This window comes from Streptomyces sp. NPDC059256, from assembly GCF_042753785.1.
GTDB lineage: Bacteria > Actinomycetota > Actinomycetes > Streptomycetales > Streptomycetaceae > Streptomyces.
In genome coordinates, this window is record NZ_JBHYZO010000008.1 from 231,966 (window position 1) to 249,894 (window position 17,929).

At 71.2% G+C, this 17,929-nt stretch carries 16 protein-coding genes; 8 read left to right on the forward strand and 8 right to left on the reverse strand.

The genetic code is table 11. The features are described from left to right. The first annotated feature begins 474 nt into the window (after positions 1-474). Positions 475-954: a peroxiredoxin gene (locus ACFXJL_RS20310; protein ID WP_384694281.1), complete on the forward strand. Its 480-nt coding sequence runs from the start codon at positions 475-477 to the stop codon at positions 952-954. Between the two features lie 125 nt (positions 955-1,079). Here the strand turns inward: ACFXJL_RS20310 and ACFXJL_RS20315 are convergent, their stop codons facing one another. Together ACFXJL_RS20315 and ACFXJL_RS20320 are read right to left on the reverse strand one after the other, a co-directional pair. Continuing rightward, a complete protein-coding gene (locus ACFXJL_RS20315; RefSeq protein WP_384694284.1) occupies positions 1,080-3,263 on the reverse strand; it encodes an alkaline phosphatase family protein in 2,184 nt (727 codons plus the stop codon). Positions 3,264-3,444: 181 nt separating this feature from the next. Continuing rightward, positions 3,445-3,849 carry a hypothetical protein gene (locus tag ACFXJL_RS20320; protein ID WP_358877835.1) on the reverse strand — a complete coding sequence of 135 codons (405 nt, stop codon included), beginning with the start codon at positions 3,847-3,849 and terminating at the stop codon, positions 3,445-3,447. Between the two features lie 97 nt (positions 3,850-3,946). Here ACFXJL_RS20320 and ACFXJL_RS20325 point away from each other — a divergent pair, with 97 nt between their 5' ends. Both ACFXJL_RS20325 and ACFXJL_RS20330 read left to right on the forward strand, forming a co-directional pair. Next, on the forward strand, positions 3,947-4,717 hold the full coding sequence (locus tag ACFXJL_RS20325; protein WP_358877836.1) for an MBL fold metallo-hydrolase: 771 nt from the start codon (positions 3,947-3,949) through the stop codon (positions 4,715-4,717). Beyond that, positions 4,714-5,382, forward strand: coding sequence for a DedA family protein (locus ACFXJL_RS20330; protein WP_384638536.1), 669 nt, complete (start codon positions 4,714-4,716; stop codon positions 5,380-5,382). Before ACFXJL_RS20325 ends, ACFXJL_RS20330 begins: the two co-directional genes overlap by 4 nt. Positions 5,383-5,536: 154 nt before the next feature. Here the strand turns inward: ACFXJL_RS20330 and ACFXJL_RS20335 are convergent, their stop codons facing one another. From ACFXJL_RS20335 to ACFXJL_RS20345, 3 genes are all read right to left on the reverse strand, one after another. After that, positions 5,537-6,619: an MBL fold metallo-hydrolase gene (locus ACFXJL_RS20335; protein ID WP_384694288.1), complete on the reverse strand. Its 1,083-nt coding sequence runs from the start codon at positions 6,617-6,619 to the stop codon at positions 5,537-5,539. An 11-nt stretch (positions 6,620-6,630) separates the two neighbouring features. Further along, positions 6,631-7,848, reverse strand: coding sequence for an aminotransferase class I/II-fold pyridoxal phosphate-dependent enzyme (locus ACFXJL_RS20340; RefSeq protein WP_358877838.1), 1,218 nt, complete (start codon positions 7,846-7,848; stop codon positions 6,631-6,633). Between the two features lie 63 nt (positions 7,849-7,911). Then, positions 7,912-9,234 carry a sulfite oxidase gene (locus ACFXJL_RS20345; RefSeq protein ID WP_384694291.1) on the reverse strand — a complete coding sequence of 441 codons (1,323 nt, stop codon included), beginning with the start codon at positions 9,232-9,234 and terminating at the stop codon, positions 7,912-7,914. Positions 9,235-9,652: 418 nt separating this feature from the next. Here ACFXJL_RS20345 and ACFXJL_RS20350 point away from each other — a divergent pair, with 418 nt between their 5' ends. The 3 genes from ACFXJL_RS20350 (at position 9,653) to ACFXJL_RS20360 (ending at position 12,508) form a co-directional block, all read left to right on the forward strand. After that, the gene (locus ACFXJL_RS20350; protein WP_358877840.1) at positions 9,653-11,158 is read left to right on the forward strand and encodes a phosphatase PAP2 family protein; all 1,506 of its coding nucleotides are present in this window, start codon (positions 9,653-9,655) and stop codon (positions 11,156-11,158) included. Positions 11,159-11,241: 83 nt separating this feature from the next. Continuing rightward, positions 11,242-12,051 carry a class I SAM-dependent methyltransferase gene (locus ACFXJL_RS20355; protein WP_384694294.1) on the forward strand — a complete coding sequence of 270 codons (810 nt, stop codon included), beginning with the start codon at positions 11,242-11,244 and terminating at the stop codon, positions 12,049-12,051. Between the two features lie 103 nt (positions 12,052-12,154). Next, positions 12,155-12,508 carry a VOC family protein gene (locus ACFXJL_RS20360; RefSeq protein WP_329024857.1) on the forward strand — a complete coding sequence of 118 codons (354 nt, stop codon included), beginning with the start codon at positions 12,155-12,157 and terminating at the stop codon, positions 12,506-12,508. 153 nt (positions 12,509-12,661) lie between these two features. Here ACFXJL_RS20360 and ACFXJL_RS20365 read toward each other — a convergent pair whose 3' ends face one another. The 3 genes from ACFXJL_RS20365 to ACFXJL_RS20375 form a co-directional block, all read right to left on the reverse strand. Further along, entirely contained in the window at positions 12,662-14,632 is a 1,971-nt protein-coding gene (locus ACFXJL_RS20365; protein ID WP_384694297.1) for a DUF5107 domain-containing protein, read from the reverse strand. 102 nt (positions 14,633-14,734) lie between these two features. Continuing rightward, complete coding sequence (locus ACFXJL_RS20370) at positions 14,735-15,376, reverse strand: GNAT family N-acetyltransferase (protein WP_384694300.1); 642 nt, start codon at positions 15,374-15,376, stop codon at positions 14,735-14,737. A gap of 34 nt (positions 15,377-15,410) precedes the next feature. Further along, positions 15,411-15,653 carry a LapA family protein gene (locus tag ACFXJL_RS20375; protein ID WP_329024852.1) on the reverse strand — a complete coding sequence of 81 codons (243 nt, stop codon included), beginning with the start codon at positions 15,651-15,653 and terminating at the stop codon, positions 15,411-15,413. A 293-nt stretch (positions 15,654-15,946) separates the two neighbouring features. Here ACFXJL_RS20375 and ACFXJL_RS20380 point away from each other — a divergent pair, with 293 nt between their 5' ends. Then, a complete protein-coding gene (locus tag ACFXJL_RS20380) occupies positions 15,947-16,693 on the forward strand; it encodes a GntR family transcriptional regulator (RefSeq protein WP_384694304.1) in 747 nt (248 codons plus the stop codon). 153 nt (positions 16,694-16,846) lie between these two features. Further along, positions 16,847-17,926: an adenosine deaminase gene (locus ACFXJL_RS20385; RefSeq protein ID WP_384694307.1), complete on the forward strand. Its 1,080-nt coding sequence runs from the start codon at positions 16,847-16,849 to the stop codon at positions 17,924-17,926. Positions 17,927-17,929: the final 3 nt, after the last annotated feature.

Below are 17,929 nucleotides of genomic sequence, written 5' to 3' on the forward strand. Positions count from 1 at the left end.
CCGCCGTGGTCCCCGCGCATGCGGGGGTGGTCCCGGGCTGGCTAGGGTCGTTCCTGGCGTTGTCGTGTGGTCCCCGCGCATGCGGGGGTGGTCCCGCCTCTACGCGTGGGAGCTCACGGCCCGATTCGTGGTCCCCGCGCATGCGGGGGTGTCCGCGCAATCGCGCGGGCTCACGTCAGGCTTTGCGGAAGAAGACCAGAACGGGAGCCACACGCCTCAACACACGGTGGACAGTCACGGACGACAGTAGATGCGATGGCCCCGGCCCAAGGCGCATGGGCCACGCCTCCAGCAGGAGGCTTCCAGACTCTGATGACACAAGAGGTAATGCCCGCACTGACGTGTCAGCGTCATGGGGTGCTGACAAGGCACGTCGCTGATCCGGAGAATGGTCCAGGTCAACGCTCGATCCACCCTCGTTCCACGGCTGCTCCGGATCCACCGCGGCCGGGGGCGCGTCCGATGGGAGTTACCTTGGCAGCATCACCCGACCGCGGCCGGCAGATCGCCGATTTCACCCTCCCCGGGGGAGTTCTGGTGGACGGGGCCTTCGAGCGTCGCGACTTCACCCTGAGCGAGCAGCGGGGGAAACCGCTGGTGCTCGCCTTCTATCCCGGGGACGACACGAGCGTCTGCACCAAGCAGTTGTGCTCCTACTCCAGTGGGCTCGATGCCTTCACCGACTGCGGTGCGCAGGTCTGGGGCATCAGCCCGCAGGGTGTGGACAGTCATGAGGCGTTCGCCCGGAAGCACGGACTGCGGATGCCCCTGCTCGCCGACACCGACAGGGCGGTGACCCGTGCCTTCGGGGTGACGATGCCCGGGCTGGGGGTGCGGCGCTCGGTGTTCATCATCGCCGGCGACGGCACCTTGCACTGGAAGCACATCGCCGTGATCGGTGCGACCTTCCGCTCCACGCGGACACTGACGGAGCAGTTGGCCGCGCTCGGCTGACCCGGCGGGGCGGCCGGTCACCGCCCGTCGCGCTCCGCCCGACACGCGACGCCCTTCGGCCCGGCGAGGTTCCTCGTCGGACACCCACCCATCAGCCGAATCAACAACGCTGCGGGGCAATACAGCTAGCGGTCTCCCGGCGGGTAGGGCTCCAGCGAGCGCCGGAAATCCTCCTGCTCCGGGTCGCCCCCGATCTCCGTCACCGGGATCTGCGGCCCGGTGCACTCGCGCAGCCAGCGCTTGAGCACCCGGTGGAGTTGCTCCGCGCCCACGAGTTCACCGCCCGTGTCTCCCTCCCCTTCGAGCGGGTCGCCGAGTTCGACCGGTGCCATGAGGAACGGTTGGGACTGCTCGCCGCCGAGCCCGCCGTGCGAGCCGATCTGCTGCTCGAACGCGTGGATCCTGCCGGTCGCCGGGTCGTACATGGAGTTGACCATGATGTCGGCGACATGGGGGAAGGTGTCCGTGCGGCGTACCGCGTCGGCGGCGCCCTTGCCGAAGGGTGCGAGTGGACCGTCGTCGGTCAACTCGGCGATGGGCACCTCGGCTCCCGCGGGGCCGAGCACGACCGAACCGTGCCGCTCGCTGGCGACCAGGAGGAACCCGATGCCCGGGTGGTTGGCGAGCGTGCTCAGGAGGGCGGGGTGGCGGGCTTCGATCTGCTCCCGGGTGAGCCGGCCCGGCTGGTCCGGGAAGGAGATCAGCCCCAGGTTCCCCGAGGCGAGCACGATGGGGTCGGCGCCTGCCTCGCCCCGATGCTCGCGCTGGGCGCCGGCGTCCGAGCCCGGGCCTGCCGGCGGCGAAGTGGCGAAGCCCTGTTCGTCCTCCTGGTGCCGTCGGTGCAGACCGATCCGCAGGGCGTCAGCCGCCGCGTCCCGGGCCTCGGCGCCACAGGCCGTTCGCCCGGCGCGCCGGGACACCGGTAGTCCGCAGCCCGCCCGGACCAGGTCCTTCAGACCGAGCCCGTACTCCCCTTCGAAGGTCTCGCCGGGGCTCTGTCCGTGGTCGGACAGCAAGACGATCCGATAGGCGCGCGGCGCATGGGCGGCGGCCTTGGCCAGCAGCGCCACCGAGCGGTCCAGGGACTCCAGCACCTTGGCCGCGTCCCGGCTGTGCGGCCCGGAGTGGTGGGCCACCTCGTCGTAGGCCACCAGGTCGGCGTAGACGGCGGTGCGTCCGGCGAGCATGTCGCCGATCACCGCGGCGACCACGACGTCCCGTTCCACCACGGTCGCGAAGGCCCTGATGAGGGGGTACGTGCCACCGCGCGCCACCCGGGGGCTATCACCGCGGAATCGGGCCCGGGTGGCCTGCTGGATCTCCCGTACGACCTCGGCGCAGAAGGACAGCGCCGTGCGGACGGCGTTGGCGGGATCGGAGAAGTACGCGAAGTACCCGGCGCGGGACCGGTTCTCCCGGCCGCGGCGGGTGGAGACGGAGAGCACCAGGGCGACCTGGTCGGCTCCCCCGCTGAAGAGGTTGCCGCGGCTCGCCCCGTCCAGGGTGAGCAGCCCGCCGTCCCCGGTCCGTTCGATCGCGCGGCGTTGGAGTTCCACGGCGCTGGCGGGCCGGTTGCTCACCACGATCCGCCCGGTGTCCTTCTCGTACCAGCGGAAGGCGGGTACGTCGTGGTTGGAGCCGTGGAGGATGCCCAACTGGCTCGCCCCGGTCTGGCTGGACCAGTCCGTACGCCACGGTGTGAGGCGGTGGGTGCCGTCGAGCCAGCCGGCGAGCGTCGGCATCAGTCCGTCCTTGACGGCTCGGAGCAGCACGTCGTGTCCGACTCCGTCGAGTTGGAGGAAGACCATGCCCGGGCAGTCCGCACCGGTGCCGTTCGCGCCCTGTCTGCGCCGGCGCCTGGTCGCCAGCCGGGAGAGCCTGCGGCCGTAGGCGTCGTCGTCCCTGACGGCGAGTGCGGTGGAGGTCGCGGAGGCCACGGCGGACATCACCGCGGCGACGACGACCGCGGTCTCGGGCGCCGCGTCGCCCCGGTCGTCGGGGATGAGCCTGAGGGCGATCAGCAGCAGCGAGCCGTTGAGGAAGAAGACCAGCAGACCGAGCACCAGTGCGGGTACGAGGAGCAGGGCCCGCACGACGAGTGGCCATACGAGGGCGGACAGCAGGCCGAACGCGCCGGCGCCCCAGGCCGCGGTCACGGCGGTCCGGGTGGCGCTGTCGCCGTCGTCGGACTGCAACTGGAAGTCGGGCAGCAGCCCGGCGAGCGCCAACAGTGTGAGCGTGGACACCGCCCACACCACGATCACCCGAAGCAGGGCACTGCCGGCCCTGCGCCACCGCCTTTCGGCCACTCCGATACCGCCTCACTCGGGAACAGGACTCCAGCGTGGCACAGCCCGGGCGGTGGTCGATCCGCAGATCGCAGGTCTCAGGGATGGCTCAGGGACGGGTCGGGACGGGGTTCGTCGATCGAGGACCAGCCATATCCGTACCGGGGCGGGCTGCGGCGCTCACGGGGGCGTACGCGGGCCGTCAGCAGCCGTCGTAGCCGGCGGTCGGCATGGAGAGCCGTCGATGGACATCCGCCTTCATCGTCGCGTCGTACACCGGCTCGGGCAGGTCCGCGGTCCGTACGTCCACCCCGCGCCGGGCGCACTCCGCCATGAAGTCCGGCACCGATACCAGAGCCCGTGCCAGTACCCGCTCATTGGGCGCGAGGAAGAAGTCGACGCGGTCGTCCTCCACGTCCGCCCAGAGCGCGCAGAGATCGTGGCGCACCCCACAGAACACCAGCTGTCTGGTGATGGTGTGACCTTGCTGACCTGCCCAATGGGCGCACATCCGCTGCTGGCTGCGGGTGTCCACCAAGAAGGGGTGCCGGTCGAGTTCTTCGAGGGGTGTGAGGCTCGCGATCGCCGCCACCCGTAGGCCGCCCATGGTCGTCCCCTCCGATTTCGCCGTTGGCCCGCAGACCCTACTCCGGCCGAGGCCCTAGGCTCGTACCAAAAGCCCGTACGAACGAGGGAGGACGGACGTGCCGGTCGACGTCACCTGGTGGGGTCATGCGACCTGCACGGTCGAGGACTCCGGGGTGCGGGTGCTGACCGATCCGCTGTTCGTGCGCAGGCTGGCGCACCTGCGCCGACGCCGGGGGGCGGTACCACCCCCCGAAGCGGCCGTCGCGGACGCGGTGCTCGTCTCGCACCTCCATCGTGACCATCTCCATCTGCCGTCGCTGGCCCGGCTGGCCGGCGGCACCCGACTCGTGGTGCCCCACGGGGCCGCCAGGGCGGTCCCGGGGCTGAGTCGGCTGGGGCTGGAGCTCACCGAGGTCTCCCCGGGCGAGGAGACACGCGTCGGGGACGTAACCGTACGGGCGGTGCCGGCGCTCCACGACGGACGGCGGATTCCGGTGGGGCCGCACCGCTCCCCCGCACTGGGTTATGTGATCACCGGTGAGGCGCGCACCTACTTCGCGGGGGACACCGGACTCTTCGACTCCATGGCGGCGGAGGTCGGTCCGATCGATCTGGCGCTGCTTCCGGTCGGCGGCTGGGGGCCCTATCTCGGGCACGGCCATCTGGATGCCGGGCGGGCGGCGCAGGCGGTGGCCGCGCTCGGGCCGCGCTCCGCGGTGCCGGTCCACTACGGCACCTACTGGCCGATCGGGATGGACGGGGTACGGCCCCATGAGTTCCACGCCCCGGGCGAGGAATTCGTCCGCAAGACCGCCCGGCTCGCCCCCGAGGTGGCCGTGCACCGGCTCGGTCACGGCGAACGGTGGAGACCGGAGGTCAGCTGGTGACCACCCTGTTCTCGGACGCTCTGGCGGGGATCTCGGACCTCGTGGAGCGGTTTCCGCCCGAGTCGACCCAGCAGGCCGCGGGCTATCCCTCGCTCTTTCTCCTGGTGGCGCTGGGGGCTTTGGTTCCGGTGGTGCCCACGGGTGCGGTGGTGAGTTCGGCAGCGGTGGTGGCGATGCACCAGACGGCCCCGCTTGCCTTGCTGTACGTCTTCCTGATCGCCTCCTTCGCGGCCTTCCTCGGGGATGTGACGCTCTACTGGCTGGGCCAGCGCGGAGTGCGTTCCAAGAGCGGCTCCCGGTGGCTGGAGGAGTTGCGCGGCCACGCCGATCCGGACCGGCTGGAGCAGGCACAGCGCAAGCTGGAGGACCACGGCGTGGCCGTCCTGGTGCTGTCCCGGCTGATTCCGGCCGGGCGGATACCGGTGATGCTGGCGTGCCTGTTGGCCACCATGCCGCTGCGCACCTTCATCCGGGGCAACCTCCCGGCGTGCCTGGCCTGGGCGGCGACGTACCAGTTGATCGGCATTCTGGGTGGGTCGTTGTTCGACGAGCCGTGGAAGGGGGTGGCCCTCGCGGTGGTACTGACGGTGGTGATCAGTGGGGCGCCCGCGCTCTGGCGGGGTGTACGTCGACGGTGGCCGGGTTCGTCCGGTCAGCACGCCTGAGCGGGCCGGCGCATCCTGCCGTCCCGGACGGTTGCTCGGCTGCTCAACGGGGACCGGCGTACCCGAACCGATGGGGCCGGCCGGTGGAGGCGCGTCGGTCGACCGGGCCCCGCACCGAGGCAAACAGTTCACCCGGCTCCGGGCGGTACGGATCTCAGGCGGTCAGCACTCGGGAGCCGCCGACCGGCAGGTCCCAGAGCTGCCCCCGCGGCCGTCCCGTGTGCGCCCAGGCCGCTCTGACTCGCGCCAGGGGTTCCAGCACCGGTTCGCTGGAGAGGACGAAGGTCGCCCAGTGCATGGGGGCCATGTTCCGCGCCCCCAGGTCGACGAAGGCGCGCACGGCCTCCTCGGGGTCGGTGTGCACATCCCGCAGCCACCAGCGCGGCGCATAGGCGCCGATCGGTAGGAGGGCCACATCCAGGTTGGGGTGGCGCCGGCCGATCTCGCGGAACCAGTGTCCGTATCCGGTGTCACCGGCGAAGTACACCGACTGCCCCAGCCGGTCCGTGAGCACCCAGCCGCCCCAGAGCGAGCGGTTGGTGTCGGTGAGGGTGCGTTTGGACCAGTGGTGGGCCGGGACGAAGTCGAACCGGACACCGGCCAACTCCGCCCCCTCCCACCAGTCGAGTTCGGTCACCCGGGTGAAGCGGCGGCGGCGGAACCAGCGGGCGAGGCCGGCGGGGGCGAAGACGGGGGTGCGTCGGGGCAGCCGCTTGAGGGTCGGCGCGTCGAGGTGGTCGAAGTGGTTGTGGCTGATCACCACGGCGTCGACGGTCGGGAGATCTGTCCAGCGCACGCCGACGGGGGTGATCCTGGCCGGGGTGCCGAGGATGCGCCGGGACCACACCGGGTCGGTCAGGACGGTCAGACCGCCGATGGAGAGCACCCAACTGGCGTGGCCCGCCCAGGTCAACGCGATGGTGGTGTTGTCCACCGCGGGGAGGGGACCGGGAGCGAAGGGCAGGAGGGGAATGTCCCGCAGTCCCTCCGCACGGGGGCGGGCCGCGCCCTCACGCGCGAGGCGGGCCAGGGCCCGGACACCGGGCAGCGGGGCGGTGAGCCGATCGGTGAAGGAGCGCGGCCAGTGACGGACCTCGCCCAGCGGGCGGGGGGCGGACCCGGAGGTGCGCGGGAGCCTCCGCCCGCCCCGACCACCGAGCGTCCCGATACCGCCCGGGGCCGGTTCCCCCTCCTGAGGCGGGTCCATCGGGTCCGTCGGCGTTCCGTGCTCGGCCATCCTGCCTCCGTTCACCGCAGTTCGTCGAAGGCCGTTCCCAACATGCTCAACGCGGTGGCGACATGGGGCAATTCCAGGGGCGCCGGTGAGGTGAGGGACTCCTGCCGCTCCGGTGCGGTCGCCCCAAGGAGTGGCGCGGTCGCCAACCGGGTGCGGAGTGCGCCCAACTCGTCGCCGAACCGGTGCCCTCCTGGTGCGGGTGTGCCGAGACGGGCGGTCAGATACTCCTCCAGCTCCATCGAGTCGGCGACGCCGTTCTCGGCGAGCCTGCGGCGCAGCGGTCCGAGGTCCGCATAGAGGTGGCGACCGGCCTGTGGTGGACGGGACAGGACACCGCGGGACAGGACGGTCCGGTGCAGGGCCCCGGCGACTGCTGCATGGAGGGCCACGGCGCGCTCCCGGTGGGCGGTCAGCGCTGCGGGTTCGCCGAGCGCGTGGGTGGCGGCGGCGGCCAGGGGTTCGGCGACGAGCGCGCCGAGGGCGGTGAGCACGTCGAGGGTGCTGGCCCGGTGGGCTGCGCCGGAGGCGGTCGCCGGGAAGCGGGCCATGGCCACGGGCCAGGAGGAGGGGAGGAACCCGCCCGCCAGGTCACCCACGACCGTGACGTCGTCGGGGCACATCTCGGCCGGGCTGAGCAGCACGGTTCCCGCGGGCCGGTGCAGGGTGTCCCGCCAGGTCTCGTCGCTGATGATGTGCAGCCCCTCGCCGATCGCGGCCTCACATGCCTCGCGCACCGTCTCGGGCGGCGGGACGGTCGCGGTGGGGTCGTCGGCGACGGACAGCAGCAGCAGCCCGGGACGGCCGCCTTCGGTCCGTACCCGTCGGATGGTCTCAAGGAGGGCGTATGGATCGGGTACGCCACCACACTCGGCGGGGGTGGGCACGTGGTAGGCCGGACGGCCCAACAGTCTGGCTTGCGGGGTCCACCAGGCGGGGCAGGGGCGGGGCATCAGCACATCCCCGTGATGGGCACCGATGATCGCGAAGAGGAGTTGTTGGGGACCTGCGGCTGCGACCACCTGGTCGGAGCGGGTGTGCAGCCCGCGCCGCCACCAGTAGCCGGCTGCCGCCTCGCGCAGGAGTGGGCCGCCGCCGGGCGGTTCGCCCTCGGCGCTGTTCGCGGCGGCGGCCAGGACCTCGGAGAGCTCGGGCGGAACGGGCAGCCCCGGCTCGGGTGCGGGCGGGCCGTAGCGGACGGGTCCGTGCCCTTCGGTGTCCGTCCGCCGCATCCTGCTCCTCCGACCGCCGGTGCCGTACTGCCGGAGCCGGCCCGTCGCCTAGCTCACGTGCGCCTAGCTCACGTGCCCTTTATACGGAGGTTCGGACCGGGCTGCCCGGTGAGCGTTCGCACTGGCAGCGACGACGGTGACCGGGTGTCGCACGACTGCGTCGAAGAGATACCCCTGGGTGTTGTGGGGAGTGCGCTCGGGTTGGCGGTTCCCGGCCCGGTCGGTGGTCCGGGCGAGCAGCTCGACGGGACCGGTGCGGCGCGGGTGCCAGGGCAGTGACCAGCGCACCCAGCCGTGTCGACGCGGGGTGTCGTGCAGTTGGGCCCGGCGCCAGTGGGCACCGCCGTCGGTGCTGATCTCGACCGCCCGGACGGGGGCCGCGGCCGACCAGGCCCGTCCGGTGAGCCGATGGGGCCTGTCGGCCTCCAAGGCGGCTCCGAGGGGGAGTTCGAAGGCGCTCTTGAGGGTCTGCCGGCTGAGCGGCTGGCTGCCCTCGGGCGGATGGTCGGCGCCGAAGAGGCGGTAGAACTGGGTGTTCCACGGCGACTGCAGCGGTGTGTCGCTGACCTCGATGTCGCCGAGCCACTTGATGGAGGCGATGCCGATCCAGGAGGGGACGATCACCCGCACCGGGAAGCCGTGGTCGTACGGCAGGGGTTCGCCGTTCATCTCATAGGCGAGGATCACATCGTCGAGCGCTTTGGCGATGGGCAGCGGACGCCGCACCCGGCCGAGGTTGACCCCGCCGCTGATGAACTCGTCGTCCAGGCCGCGCGGCATGACGTCGACGGCGGCCGAGGAGACTCCGGCCCGGTGGAGCACATCGCGCAGCCGGACTCCGCGCCAGCGGGCGGCGCCGATCGCCCCGAGCGTCCAGGAGGTGCCGCTGACGGTTTCGCCCTGCTGGGTGGTGAAGAAGCTGCGGCCGTTGCCCGCGCACTCCACGACGGCGGTCCGGGTGACCGACGGCAGGGACCGCAACTGTCCGTAGCTGAAGTCCACGGGCCGGCGACGACCCAGCGCGCTGCCCCACACGGTGAGTCGCCAGTCGTTCTCGTCGAGGCGGGGTGTGGAGGTGTGGTTGCGGACGAAGAACCGGTCGACGGATGTGAGGGCGCCGGTGTCGCGGAATGCCTCGAAGCGGGTCTCCGCGTTGGTGCCGCGGATGGTGAAGGTCTCGGGCGGGAGGGGTTTGACGATGCCCGGGGCGGTCACGGTCGCGGTCAGAGCCGGAGCCGGAGCCGGAGTCAGAGCCGGAGTCGGAGTCGGAGCGAGGGGGTTGGCGCGGGCGGGTAAGGCGGGCAGCACCCCTGCGGCCAGCGGGACGGCCCCGATGAGTTTCAGCAGTTCGCGACGGTGCGTGGGGAGAGCGGACAGGGACGGCATGGGGTGCTCCTCGGAAGTGGGTACGTGTGCAGCGCGCGATGAGGGTCGATGGGGATCGTCGAGGTACCCGGCCGCGCCGGCGGTTCGACACGGTCCCCCGCGCGGCGTGACGCGGGATGAGCGGACGGCCCTGCGCTCACCCATCGCGGCGGTGGGTGAGCGGAGCACAGCGGCCAGGGCTGACACGGCGGGCCGCAGGCTCGGAACCTCTCAGGTCAACAACAGGGACACGGGCGCGGTCGACGCGGTATCGCTACCGGGAGGGCCCTGGCGCCTCGGTTGATGACCATGCGGGCGATCCTAGCCATGCCTTCGGTGCTTTCAACAGGGCGAGGACGCCCGGAGCACCGACAGCGGGGTGGTCGGCGAATGGGGGGCACGGTGCGTGGGGAGCGCCCGGGCGGGGTACGCGCGATCCATGTCTCCTGCGCACGCACAGCCCGACCCGAGGTTGCGGACGGATGTCCCCGGCCTGCTCAGCCGTCTGGACCGCCAGGTGTTCCAAGCCGTCGCGGCCCGGGAGTGGCCAGGGGCCGAGCCGGTGCTGCCCCGGCTGAGCCGCAGCGCCAACCACGGGCTGTTGTGGTTGGGGGCCGCGGCCGGCATCGCGGCGCTGGGCAGCAACGCCCGCGCACGGCGGGCGGCGGTGCGCGGGATGGCCTCGCTCGCCCTGGCGTCCGCCACGATCAACACCATCGGGAAGCGGTCGGTGCGCAGGGCGCGCCCGGTACTCGACGCGGTACCGGTGATAAGGCAACTGAAGCGCCAGCCCTTCACGACCTCGTTTCCGTCGGGCCATGCGGCATCGGCTGCCGCGTTCGCCACCGGTGTCGCGTTGGAGTCCAAGGGTTGGGGTGCGGTGGTCGCTCCGGTGGCCGCATCGGTGGCGTTCTCCCGGGTGTACACCGGTGTCCACTACCCCAGCGATGTGCTCGCGGGCGCGGCGCTCGGGGTGGGTGCGGCCTTCGCCATCCGGGGCTTGGTCCCGACGCGGTCGCAGTTGCCGACACCCGGCAGGCCGCAGACGAGCGCGCCTGCGCTGCCGGACGGCGCGGGACTGGTGATCGTGGTGAACCGTCGCTCGGGTTCGGCCGAGTCGGCGGATCTGATCGGTGAGGCGTTGCCGCTCGCCGAGGTGGTGGAGTGCGGACCGGGTGAGCTGGGTCCGGCGCTGGAGAAGGCGGCCCGCAACTGTCGGGCCCTGGGTGTCTTCGGCGGTGACGGCACGATCAACCTGGCGGCGGCGACCGCCATCGAGCAGGGTGTGCCGTTGGCCGTGTTCCCGGGCGGGACGTTCAACCACTTCGCCTATGACCTGGGGATCGAGACCCCGGAGGACACCTATCGGGCAGTGGTCGCAGGGGACGCCGTCAAGGTGGACCTGGGTCGGTTCACCCCTGGTCCCGAGGAGTGCGGCGGCCGGCCCGGGTACTTCCTCAACACCTTCAGCCTCGGTGTCTATCCGGAGTTGGTGAACATCAGGGAGCGTTGGTCGCCGCGGATCGGTGGCTGGCCTGCGGGTGTGCTGGCAGCCACCCGGGTGTTGCGTCACGGGCGTCCGTTGGAGGCTGCGGTACAGGGGCGGCACCGGCCGATGTGGTTGCTGTTCGCCGGCAACGGAATCTACCAACGGGTGGGGCCGACGCCTGGGCACCGTCAGGATCTGGCGGACGGGCTCCTGGACGTCCGGGTGGTGCACGGGGGCCGCTGGCCCGGGCTGCGGCTCCTGGCCGCGGCGCTCGCAGGACCGATCAGCCGTTCGCCCGTCCATGCGGCGGAGCAGTTGCACCGACTGCGGATCACGGGAGTGGAACCGGGGACTCCGTTGGCGTACGACGGTGAAGTGACCCTGGCCCCGGCGGAGTTCACCGTGGACAAGGTGGTGGGCGCACTGACGGTCTATCGACCGCAGGCACTGCTCTAGTCGTCCATATATCAAGACACTCATCTCATTATTTGGCAGGCGGCCTTACGGTGGAGCTCCCAACCACCCCAGGGAGGTCCGCCATGCCGCAGGAGTCCGCCGTCTACACCCATGGCCATCACGAGTCGGTGCTGCGTTCGCACACCTGGCGTACGGCCGCGAACTCCGCGGCGTACCTCCTGGATGAACTGCGCGATGACATGCGCATCCTGGACATCGGTTGCGGACCCGGCACCATCACGGCTGACCTGGCGGCACTGGTACCCAACGGCCATGTCACCGGCGTGGACATCGCACCGGAGATCGTCGACCAGGCACGGAAGCTGGCCGAGGAACGGGGGCTCGCCCACACCGACTTCGCGGTGGCCGATGTCGGTGAACTGGACTTCCCCGATGACTCGTTCGACGTGGTGCACGCCCATCAGGTGCTGCAACACCTGGGAGATCCGGTGGGCGCCCTGCGGGAGATGCGGCGGGTCTGTCGTCCAGGTGGCATCGTGGCCGTGCGGGACAGCGACTACGGCGCTTTCACCTGGTTCCCCGAGGTGCCCGTGCTGGACGAATGGCTGGCGCTGTACCGCAGGGTCGCCCGGGCGAATGGCGGCGAGCCCGACGCGGGCCGAAGACTGCTGTCGTGGGCCCAGGACGCCGGTTTCACCGAGATCCGCTCCACCGCATCCACCTGGTGCTTCTCGACACCCGAGGAACGCGCCTGGTGGAGCGGGCTGTGGGCGGACCGTACGACCGCATCGGTGTACGCCGCCATCGCGGTGGACAGCGGCCACACCACGGCCGAACGCCTCTCAGCCATCGCGGACGGCTGGCGGGAGTGGGGTGCACAGGGCGACGGCTGGTTCCTGGTGCCGCACGGTGAGCTGATCTGTCGGGCGTGACACCACTGCGGCCCAACCCCCCACCCGGCCGGCGCGGGGAGCGGAACGCCGCCGCCTCCGGCCGGGCTCGCGCGCTCCGAAAGAAAAGCCCTAGGCTTCTGATATGGAGATCCTCGGAACGACCCTGCGCGTCTGCGTCGACGACTTGGAGGCCGCAGCAGCCTTCTACCAACGCCTCACCGGCACCACTCCGTTGCGCTTCGAGCGCGGTGGTGTGTCCGTGGCGGCGGTCGGGTGCTTCTTGCTGATGAGCGGGCCCGAGTCCGAGTTGGAAGTGCTGCGCAAGGTGACGGCGACCATCGCCGTCAGCGATGTGGACGAGACCCTGGCCACGCTCAACGAGGTGGGCGCCAAGGTCATCGCCGGACCGGTCCCGACCCCGGTGGGGCGCAATTTGATCGCGGTGCATCCGGACGGATCGGTCTTCGAGTACGCCGACCGCAAGCCGTCCCTGTAGAGCGGCCCAGGCCCCGCGTCCCGTGCGTGGTGCCCGCAGGCCGACCGGAACGCCCGATGGCGTACCGGCCCGGACCGCGGGCACCAGGGCTGCCGACCGTCGCGGGTCAGAACACCGCACCCCGTGGGGCCTGAGCGCGAGTTGTGATGACCGTCAGTCGGCGGGACGCATCCGGAAGTCGTACTCCTCGGGCAGCGGCTCGTCCGAGAGCTCGGACCAGAGCTGCGCCAACAACTCGGATCCCTCATCGAGATCCGCCACCTCGAAGCCACCTTCGAAGATCGCCCGTGCCTCGTCGCGATACCCCTCGGCGAGCAGCAATCGCGCATGGACCAGTCGGAACCGACCGCGTTGTTGTACGGCCGGCCGCAGCCTCGCCCACACCAGACGGGCTTCCTCCGTACAGCCCGCCGCGAGCAGTGCTTCGATCGCTTCGCGGCCGAGTGCCGCCGTCGCAGCCGTCCAGGTCTCCCCGTTGTCGCGGCGCTCCTGACAGAGGTCGTCGAACGCCTCGGCGAAGCGCTCGGCCGCCCGTTTGGGATGTCCCCCCACCTGGTCCGCCACCGCAAGGCAGCGCAGCAGCGGCCAGCGGGAGGGGGCGAGCTCCAGGCCACGTTCCCAACTGCGCACCGCCTGGGCGAGATCGCCCGCGTGCCATTGGGCGACGCCGAGGTGGTACTCCGTCAGCGGGTCCGCGGGGGCGGTCTCCAGCATGTCGCGCCAGTGCGGGGCGACCAGGGACGACCCGGGTGGCAGCACTCGCCGCGGCTCGGGGAAGACCCCGGTGGTGAGCAATTCCTGCCAAGGCGCCTGCTCCTCGCCGAGCGTGGTCGCGTCGAAAGGGGTACCGGGCAAGGCGAATCCGGCGCGGAGCACTTCGAGTGCGCCCCACCCCGATCCGGCCGCGAGCGAGCGGAACGGTTCGGTGTCCGCATGGGGCAGCCAGGCACGGTACGCGGCGTCCACGGCCTCGCGGGGCAGTGCGTCCGTCAGCCGTGACTCGACCTCGGCGCGTGCCGCGGCCCAGTCCTCGCCGTGTGTCACCTGGGCGTCGGCGCTCAGCGGTCCGTACGCCTCCAGCCAGCTGAACTCCTCGCCCCCTTCGAGACGCACGTGTTCGAGTTGGGTGCGGGCGAGCCCGGCCTGGATCTCGGCGTATCCGGGGGTGTCCGGTTCGGTGAGCCAGCGCTGCCAGCGTGCACCGCCGCGTCCCGATCCCCAGTGGAACAGCTTGCGTCCCCGAAGCGTGTCGGTCGAGGTCTGGATCAGACCGTGGCCCTCGCCACCGACCGCGGCGATCCAGGTGCGGTCCCCGGTCGCCACATCGTAGAAGTGGTCCGCCGAGTGTTCACTGCGGGACGGATACGTGCGGTCCACTCCCTCGTGTTCGGGTACGGGCACCGAACGGAGCGGGCCGGAGTGCTCACGGTGCCAGGCCCGATCGGCGGGGGCGAGGACACGAATGTCGGGGTGCTCCTCCACTGCGGTGTTGGACCACCAGTAGACGGGGACGGTCCGCTCGTGCGGATTGCGGATACGGACGCCCACATGGAGGAAGGCGGAGTCCTCGGGGAGCCATAGGTCGATCTGGAAGGGCAGATCACGCAGCCGCTCCCACTCCCAGAGCCTGAGCATCTCGCCCCCGTCAGGGGCGGGGACGACGGCGGCGTGCAGGGGGGCACACGAGAGGGGCGAGTGCCCGGTGGCGCCGATGTTCCATTCGATGCCACCGGAGAACCAGGCTCCGTTGAGGGCGAAGTGCGCGGGTTGGAAGACGGGGTTGCGGTAGAGGAGTTCACGTCCCGTGGCCTTGTGGTGCAGGGAGTGGACCCGGCCGCCGAATCCCGGTAGCACGGTGGCGCGCAGTTGGTCGTTCTCGATGACCAGCGCGTCGAGTTCGGTGGGCGTGCGCTCGCGGTCATAGCCGTCGAGCATCCGCACGGGCAGCAGGCTGCGCAGGGGCTCGTACCCTATCTGGCGGGCCATGTCCCGGGGCAGTCCGGCCGCGGCACGCTCGTCGAGTGAGTACGACGTGGGGAGCGGTCGCAGTGCCGGCAGCGGATTGGCCGGGCCCACCGGGGCCGCGGGCAGGTTCAGTACGGTACGCCGCACGGATGTGGCCAAGGCAACCTCACTTCGCTTTCCAAAGGCCGCCGACTCCAGCAGACGACGGCCCGATGACCATCGAACAGGGTCATCGGGCCGTGGAACAGGGGGGTCGGGGGGTCAGTCTTCGGCGCGGGAGTTCGTCCGGGCCACGATCATCTCGCTGGTGAGGGCCCAGCGCTCGTGATCGCGCCATGCCCCGTCGACGTGGAGGAAGGCCGGTGAGAACCCCTCGTGGCGAAAGCCGGCGCGGCGCACGAGGGCCAGGGAGGCGTGGTTCTCCGGTTGGATGTTGGCTTCGAGCCGGTGCAGGTGCAGGCGGCCGAAGGCATGGCGCACGACCAGGTCGAGCGCCTCGCTCAGCAGACCGCGCCCCACGGCGTGGGCGAAGGCCCCGTATCCGAGGGCCCCACAGCGAAAGGCGCCGTGCACGATGTTGTTGATGTTGATGAAGCCGGCGAGGCGGTCGGGCACCGAAGGAGACGCGGACGTACCGCGGGATGCATCGCCGTCCCGCCCGCCGTGTCGCTCGTAGACGAGGAAGCCGATCCGGGCCGGGTCGTCGATCAGGCGCTGGGCGTAGCCGCTGTAGGTCTCGGGGGTCAGCGGCGGGAACAGCCAGGGTCGGTGGTGGCCGGTGCTGGCGCGCGCTGCCGCAGTGAACTCGGTGCCGTCCTCGTGGGTGATCTCCCGGATGCCCACGTGGGGGCCGAGGGCCAGATAGCGCGGGCCGGTCGGCCGTGCGGTGGACGGAGGAGGCATCCGGCCAGGCTAGGCGGTGCGTGAGCGGCCGGCCTCAGCGGGGACGTCGACGGAAGAAGTACCCACCGCACAGTGCACCGATCACGAACATCGCCAGCAGGGCGAAGTAGAGCGGCATGGTGACTTCGGGAATCAGGAGTCGGATCTTGACCTCCCGGGTGTTCTCGAAGATGAAGATGATGGCCAGGATCGTGAGCACGCCGACCGCGATCCGCGCCGGCGTCAGCCGATCCCTGAAGCCCCTCTTCCTGCCTCTCGATGCATCCTGAGCGCTCATGGCACCAGGATGGTCCGTGCCGTGCGGTGCGGTGCGGTGGAGCGGTCCGTTCGGGTGAGGGCAGGCCCGCATCGACGACCCGCATGAGCCGCACATGAGCTGCAGGAACCGCAGGAACCGCAGGAACCACAAGAACTGCAGGAACCACAAGAACTGCGCGACCTGCGCGACCCAACGCACGGCAGAAGGTGCATGCTGTCTGACAAGTAGCAGGGTCCCCGTTGTCTGACAAGCTTGGGCCTCAGCCCGTGATCTCCGATGATCCCGGTGACTTCGTGTGCGAGGAGCGGACCGTGGCCGTCAACCGACCTCAGCGCCGACCGGTCGTGGCGCTGTACGAGCGCATCGCCGACGCCATCCACGAGGGGGTCTATCCCCCTGGCTGCACCCTGCCGTCGGAGCCCCGGTTGGCGAGCGAGCTCGGGGTCAGCAGGCCGGCGCTGCGCGAGGCGCTGCTGCTCCTCCAGGAGGACGGGTTGCTGACCGTGCGCCGCGGGGTGGGCCGGACGGTCAACCTCAGCCCACCGCGCCGGGGCCATGAGCGCATCCAGCCACTGGAGGAGACGCTCTCCGGCAGTACGCCGGTACGGGTGCGTCCGCTGCTGAGGGCCGTGGAGGAGCCGACCGACTTCACCACCGGGCAGTTGCTCGCCCCGGCCGACAGTGAACTGCGGTTCTGGGAATCCGTGCTGGAGGCGGAGGGCACGGCCGCGGCGCTGAGCCAGGAGTGGGCCGCTCCGGACGGTGTGCTGGAACGCGCGCACCCCGCCTTCGCCGAGGCGCTGCGGTCGGCCGCGGGCGAGGCGGGTTCCATGCTCGCCGCGCTGGTCGGAGCCTCGCGCGCCCTGCCGCTCGCCGGACACAGCACGGTGACCGCGACCCTGCTCGGCCGACGCCGCGGCGAGCAGTTGGACCGGGCACCGCAGACCCCTGCGGTGCTGATCACACAGGTGGTGCGGGTGGACGGCGTGCCCGTACTCGCCGCCAAGCACATGTTGCCGACGGGCGCCCCCGCCCTCCCGATCGTGCAGTCGGGCTGACCCGCCGACGGGCTGTCCCCCAACCCCGGCGGCTGCCCCCTGCGGGCGCCCCACCCGCACGCCGGCCTGCCCGCGCGCCCGCTCTGGGGGGCACCCGCAGGGGGAGACGGCCGTCACGGCGCCGCATCGAGAGGTGCCGTACACTCCCGCTGCATGCACTTGTCTGACATCACCCGCGCGCCCAAGGCTGTTCTCCATGACCATCTCGACGGTGGTCTGCGCCCCGCCACCATCATCGAGCTGGCGCGGGAGCACGACTACCGGGGACTGCCCACCGAGGACCCCGCGGCGCTGGCCGACTGGTTCCGCGACGCGGCGGACTCCGGTTCGCTGGAACGCTATCTGGAGACCTTCGCCCACACCTGTGCGGTGATGCAGACCCGGGACGCCCTGGAGCGGGTGGCGGCCGAGTGCGCGGTGGACCTCGCTGCGGACGGGGTCGTCTACGCCGAGGTGCGGTACGCGCCCGAACAGCATCTGGAGCGCGGTCTGACCCTGGACGAGGTCGTGGACGCGGTGAACGCCGGTTTCCGTGAGGGCGAGCGCCATACGGGCGGACGGATCACGGTCCGCGCCCTGCTCACCGGGATGCGGCACACCGACCGTTCACTGGAGATAGCCGAGCTCACCGTCGCCCATCGCGACCGCGGAGTGGCCGGCTTCGACATCGCCGGTGGTGAGATCGGCAATCCCCCGGCCCGTCATCTGCCGGCCTTCCAGCACCTCAAGCAACACAACTGCCACTTCACCATCCACGCCGGCGAAGCCGTCGGCGCCGAGTCCATCCATGAAGCCGTACAGGTCTGCGGTGCGGAGCGGATCGGACACGGCGTGCGCATCACCGACGACATCGTGGTCCACGAGGACGGCACGGCCGACCTCGGCCGGCTGGCCTCCTACGTCCGGGACAACCGCATCGCCCTGGAGGTCTGCCCGACCTCCAACCTCCAGACGGGCGCCGCGAAGGACTACGCCACCCACCCCATCGATCTGCTGCGCCGCCTCGGCTTCCGCGTCACGCTCAACACGGACAACCGCCTGGTCTCCGGTACCACCATGAGCCAGGAGTTCGAGCACATGGTGCGTGCCTTCGGGTACGGGCCCGAGGTCTTCGAGGAGTTCACCGTCGCCGCGGTCGAGTCCGCCTTCCTCCCCCTGCCGGAGCGCCGTCGACTGATCGACGAGGTCATCCGCCCGGGGTACGCAGCGCTGACCGCCACGTCGGCCAGCTGACCG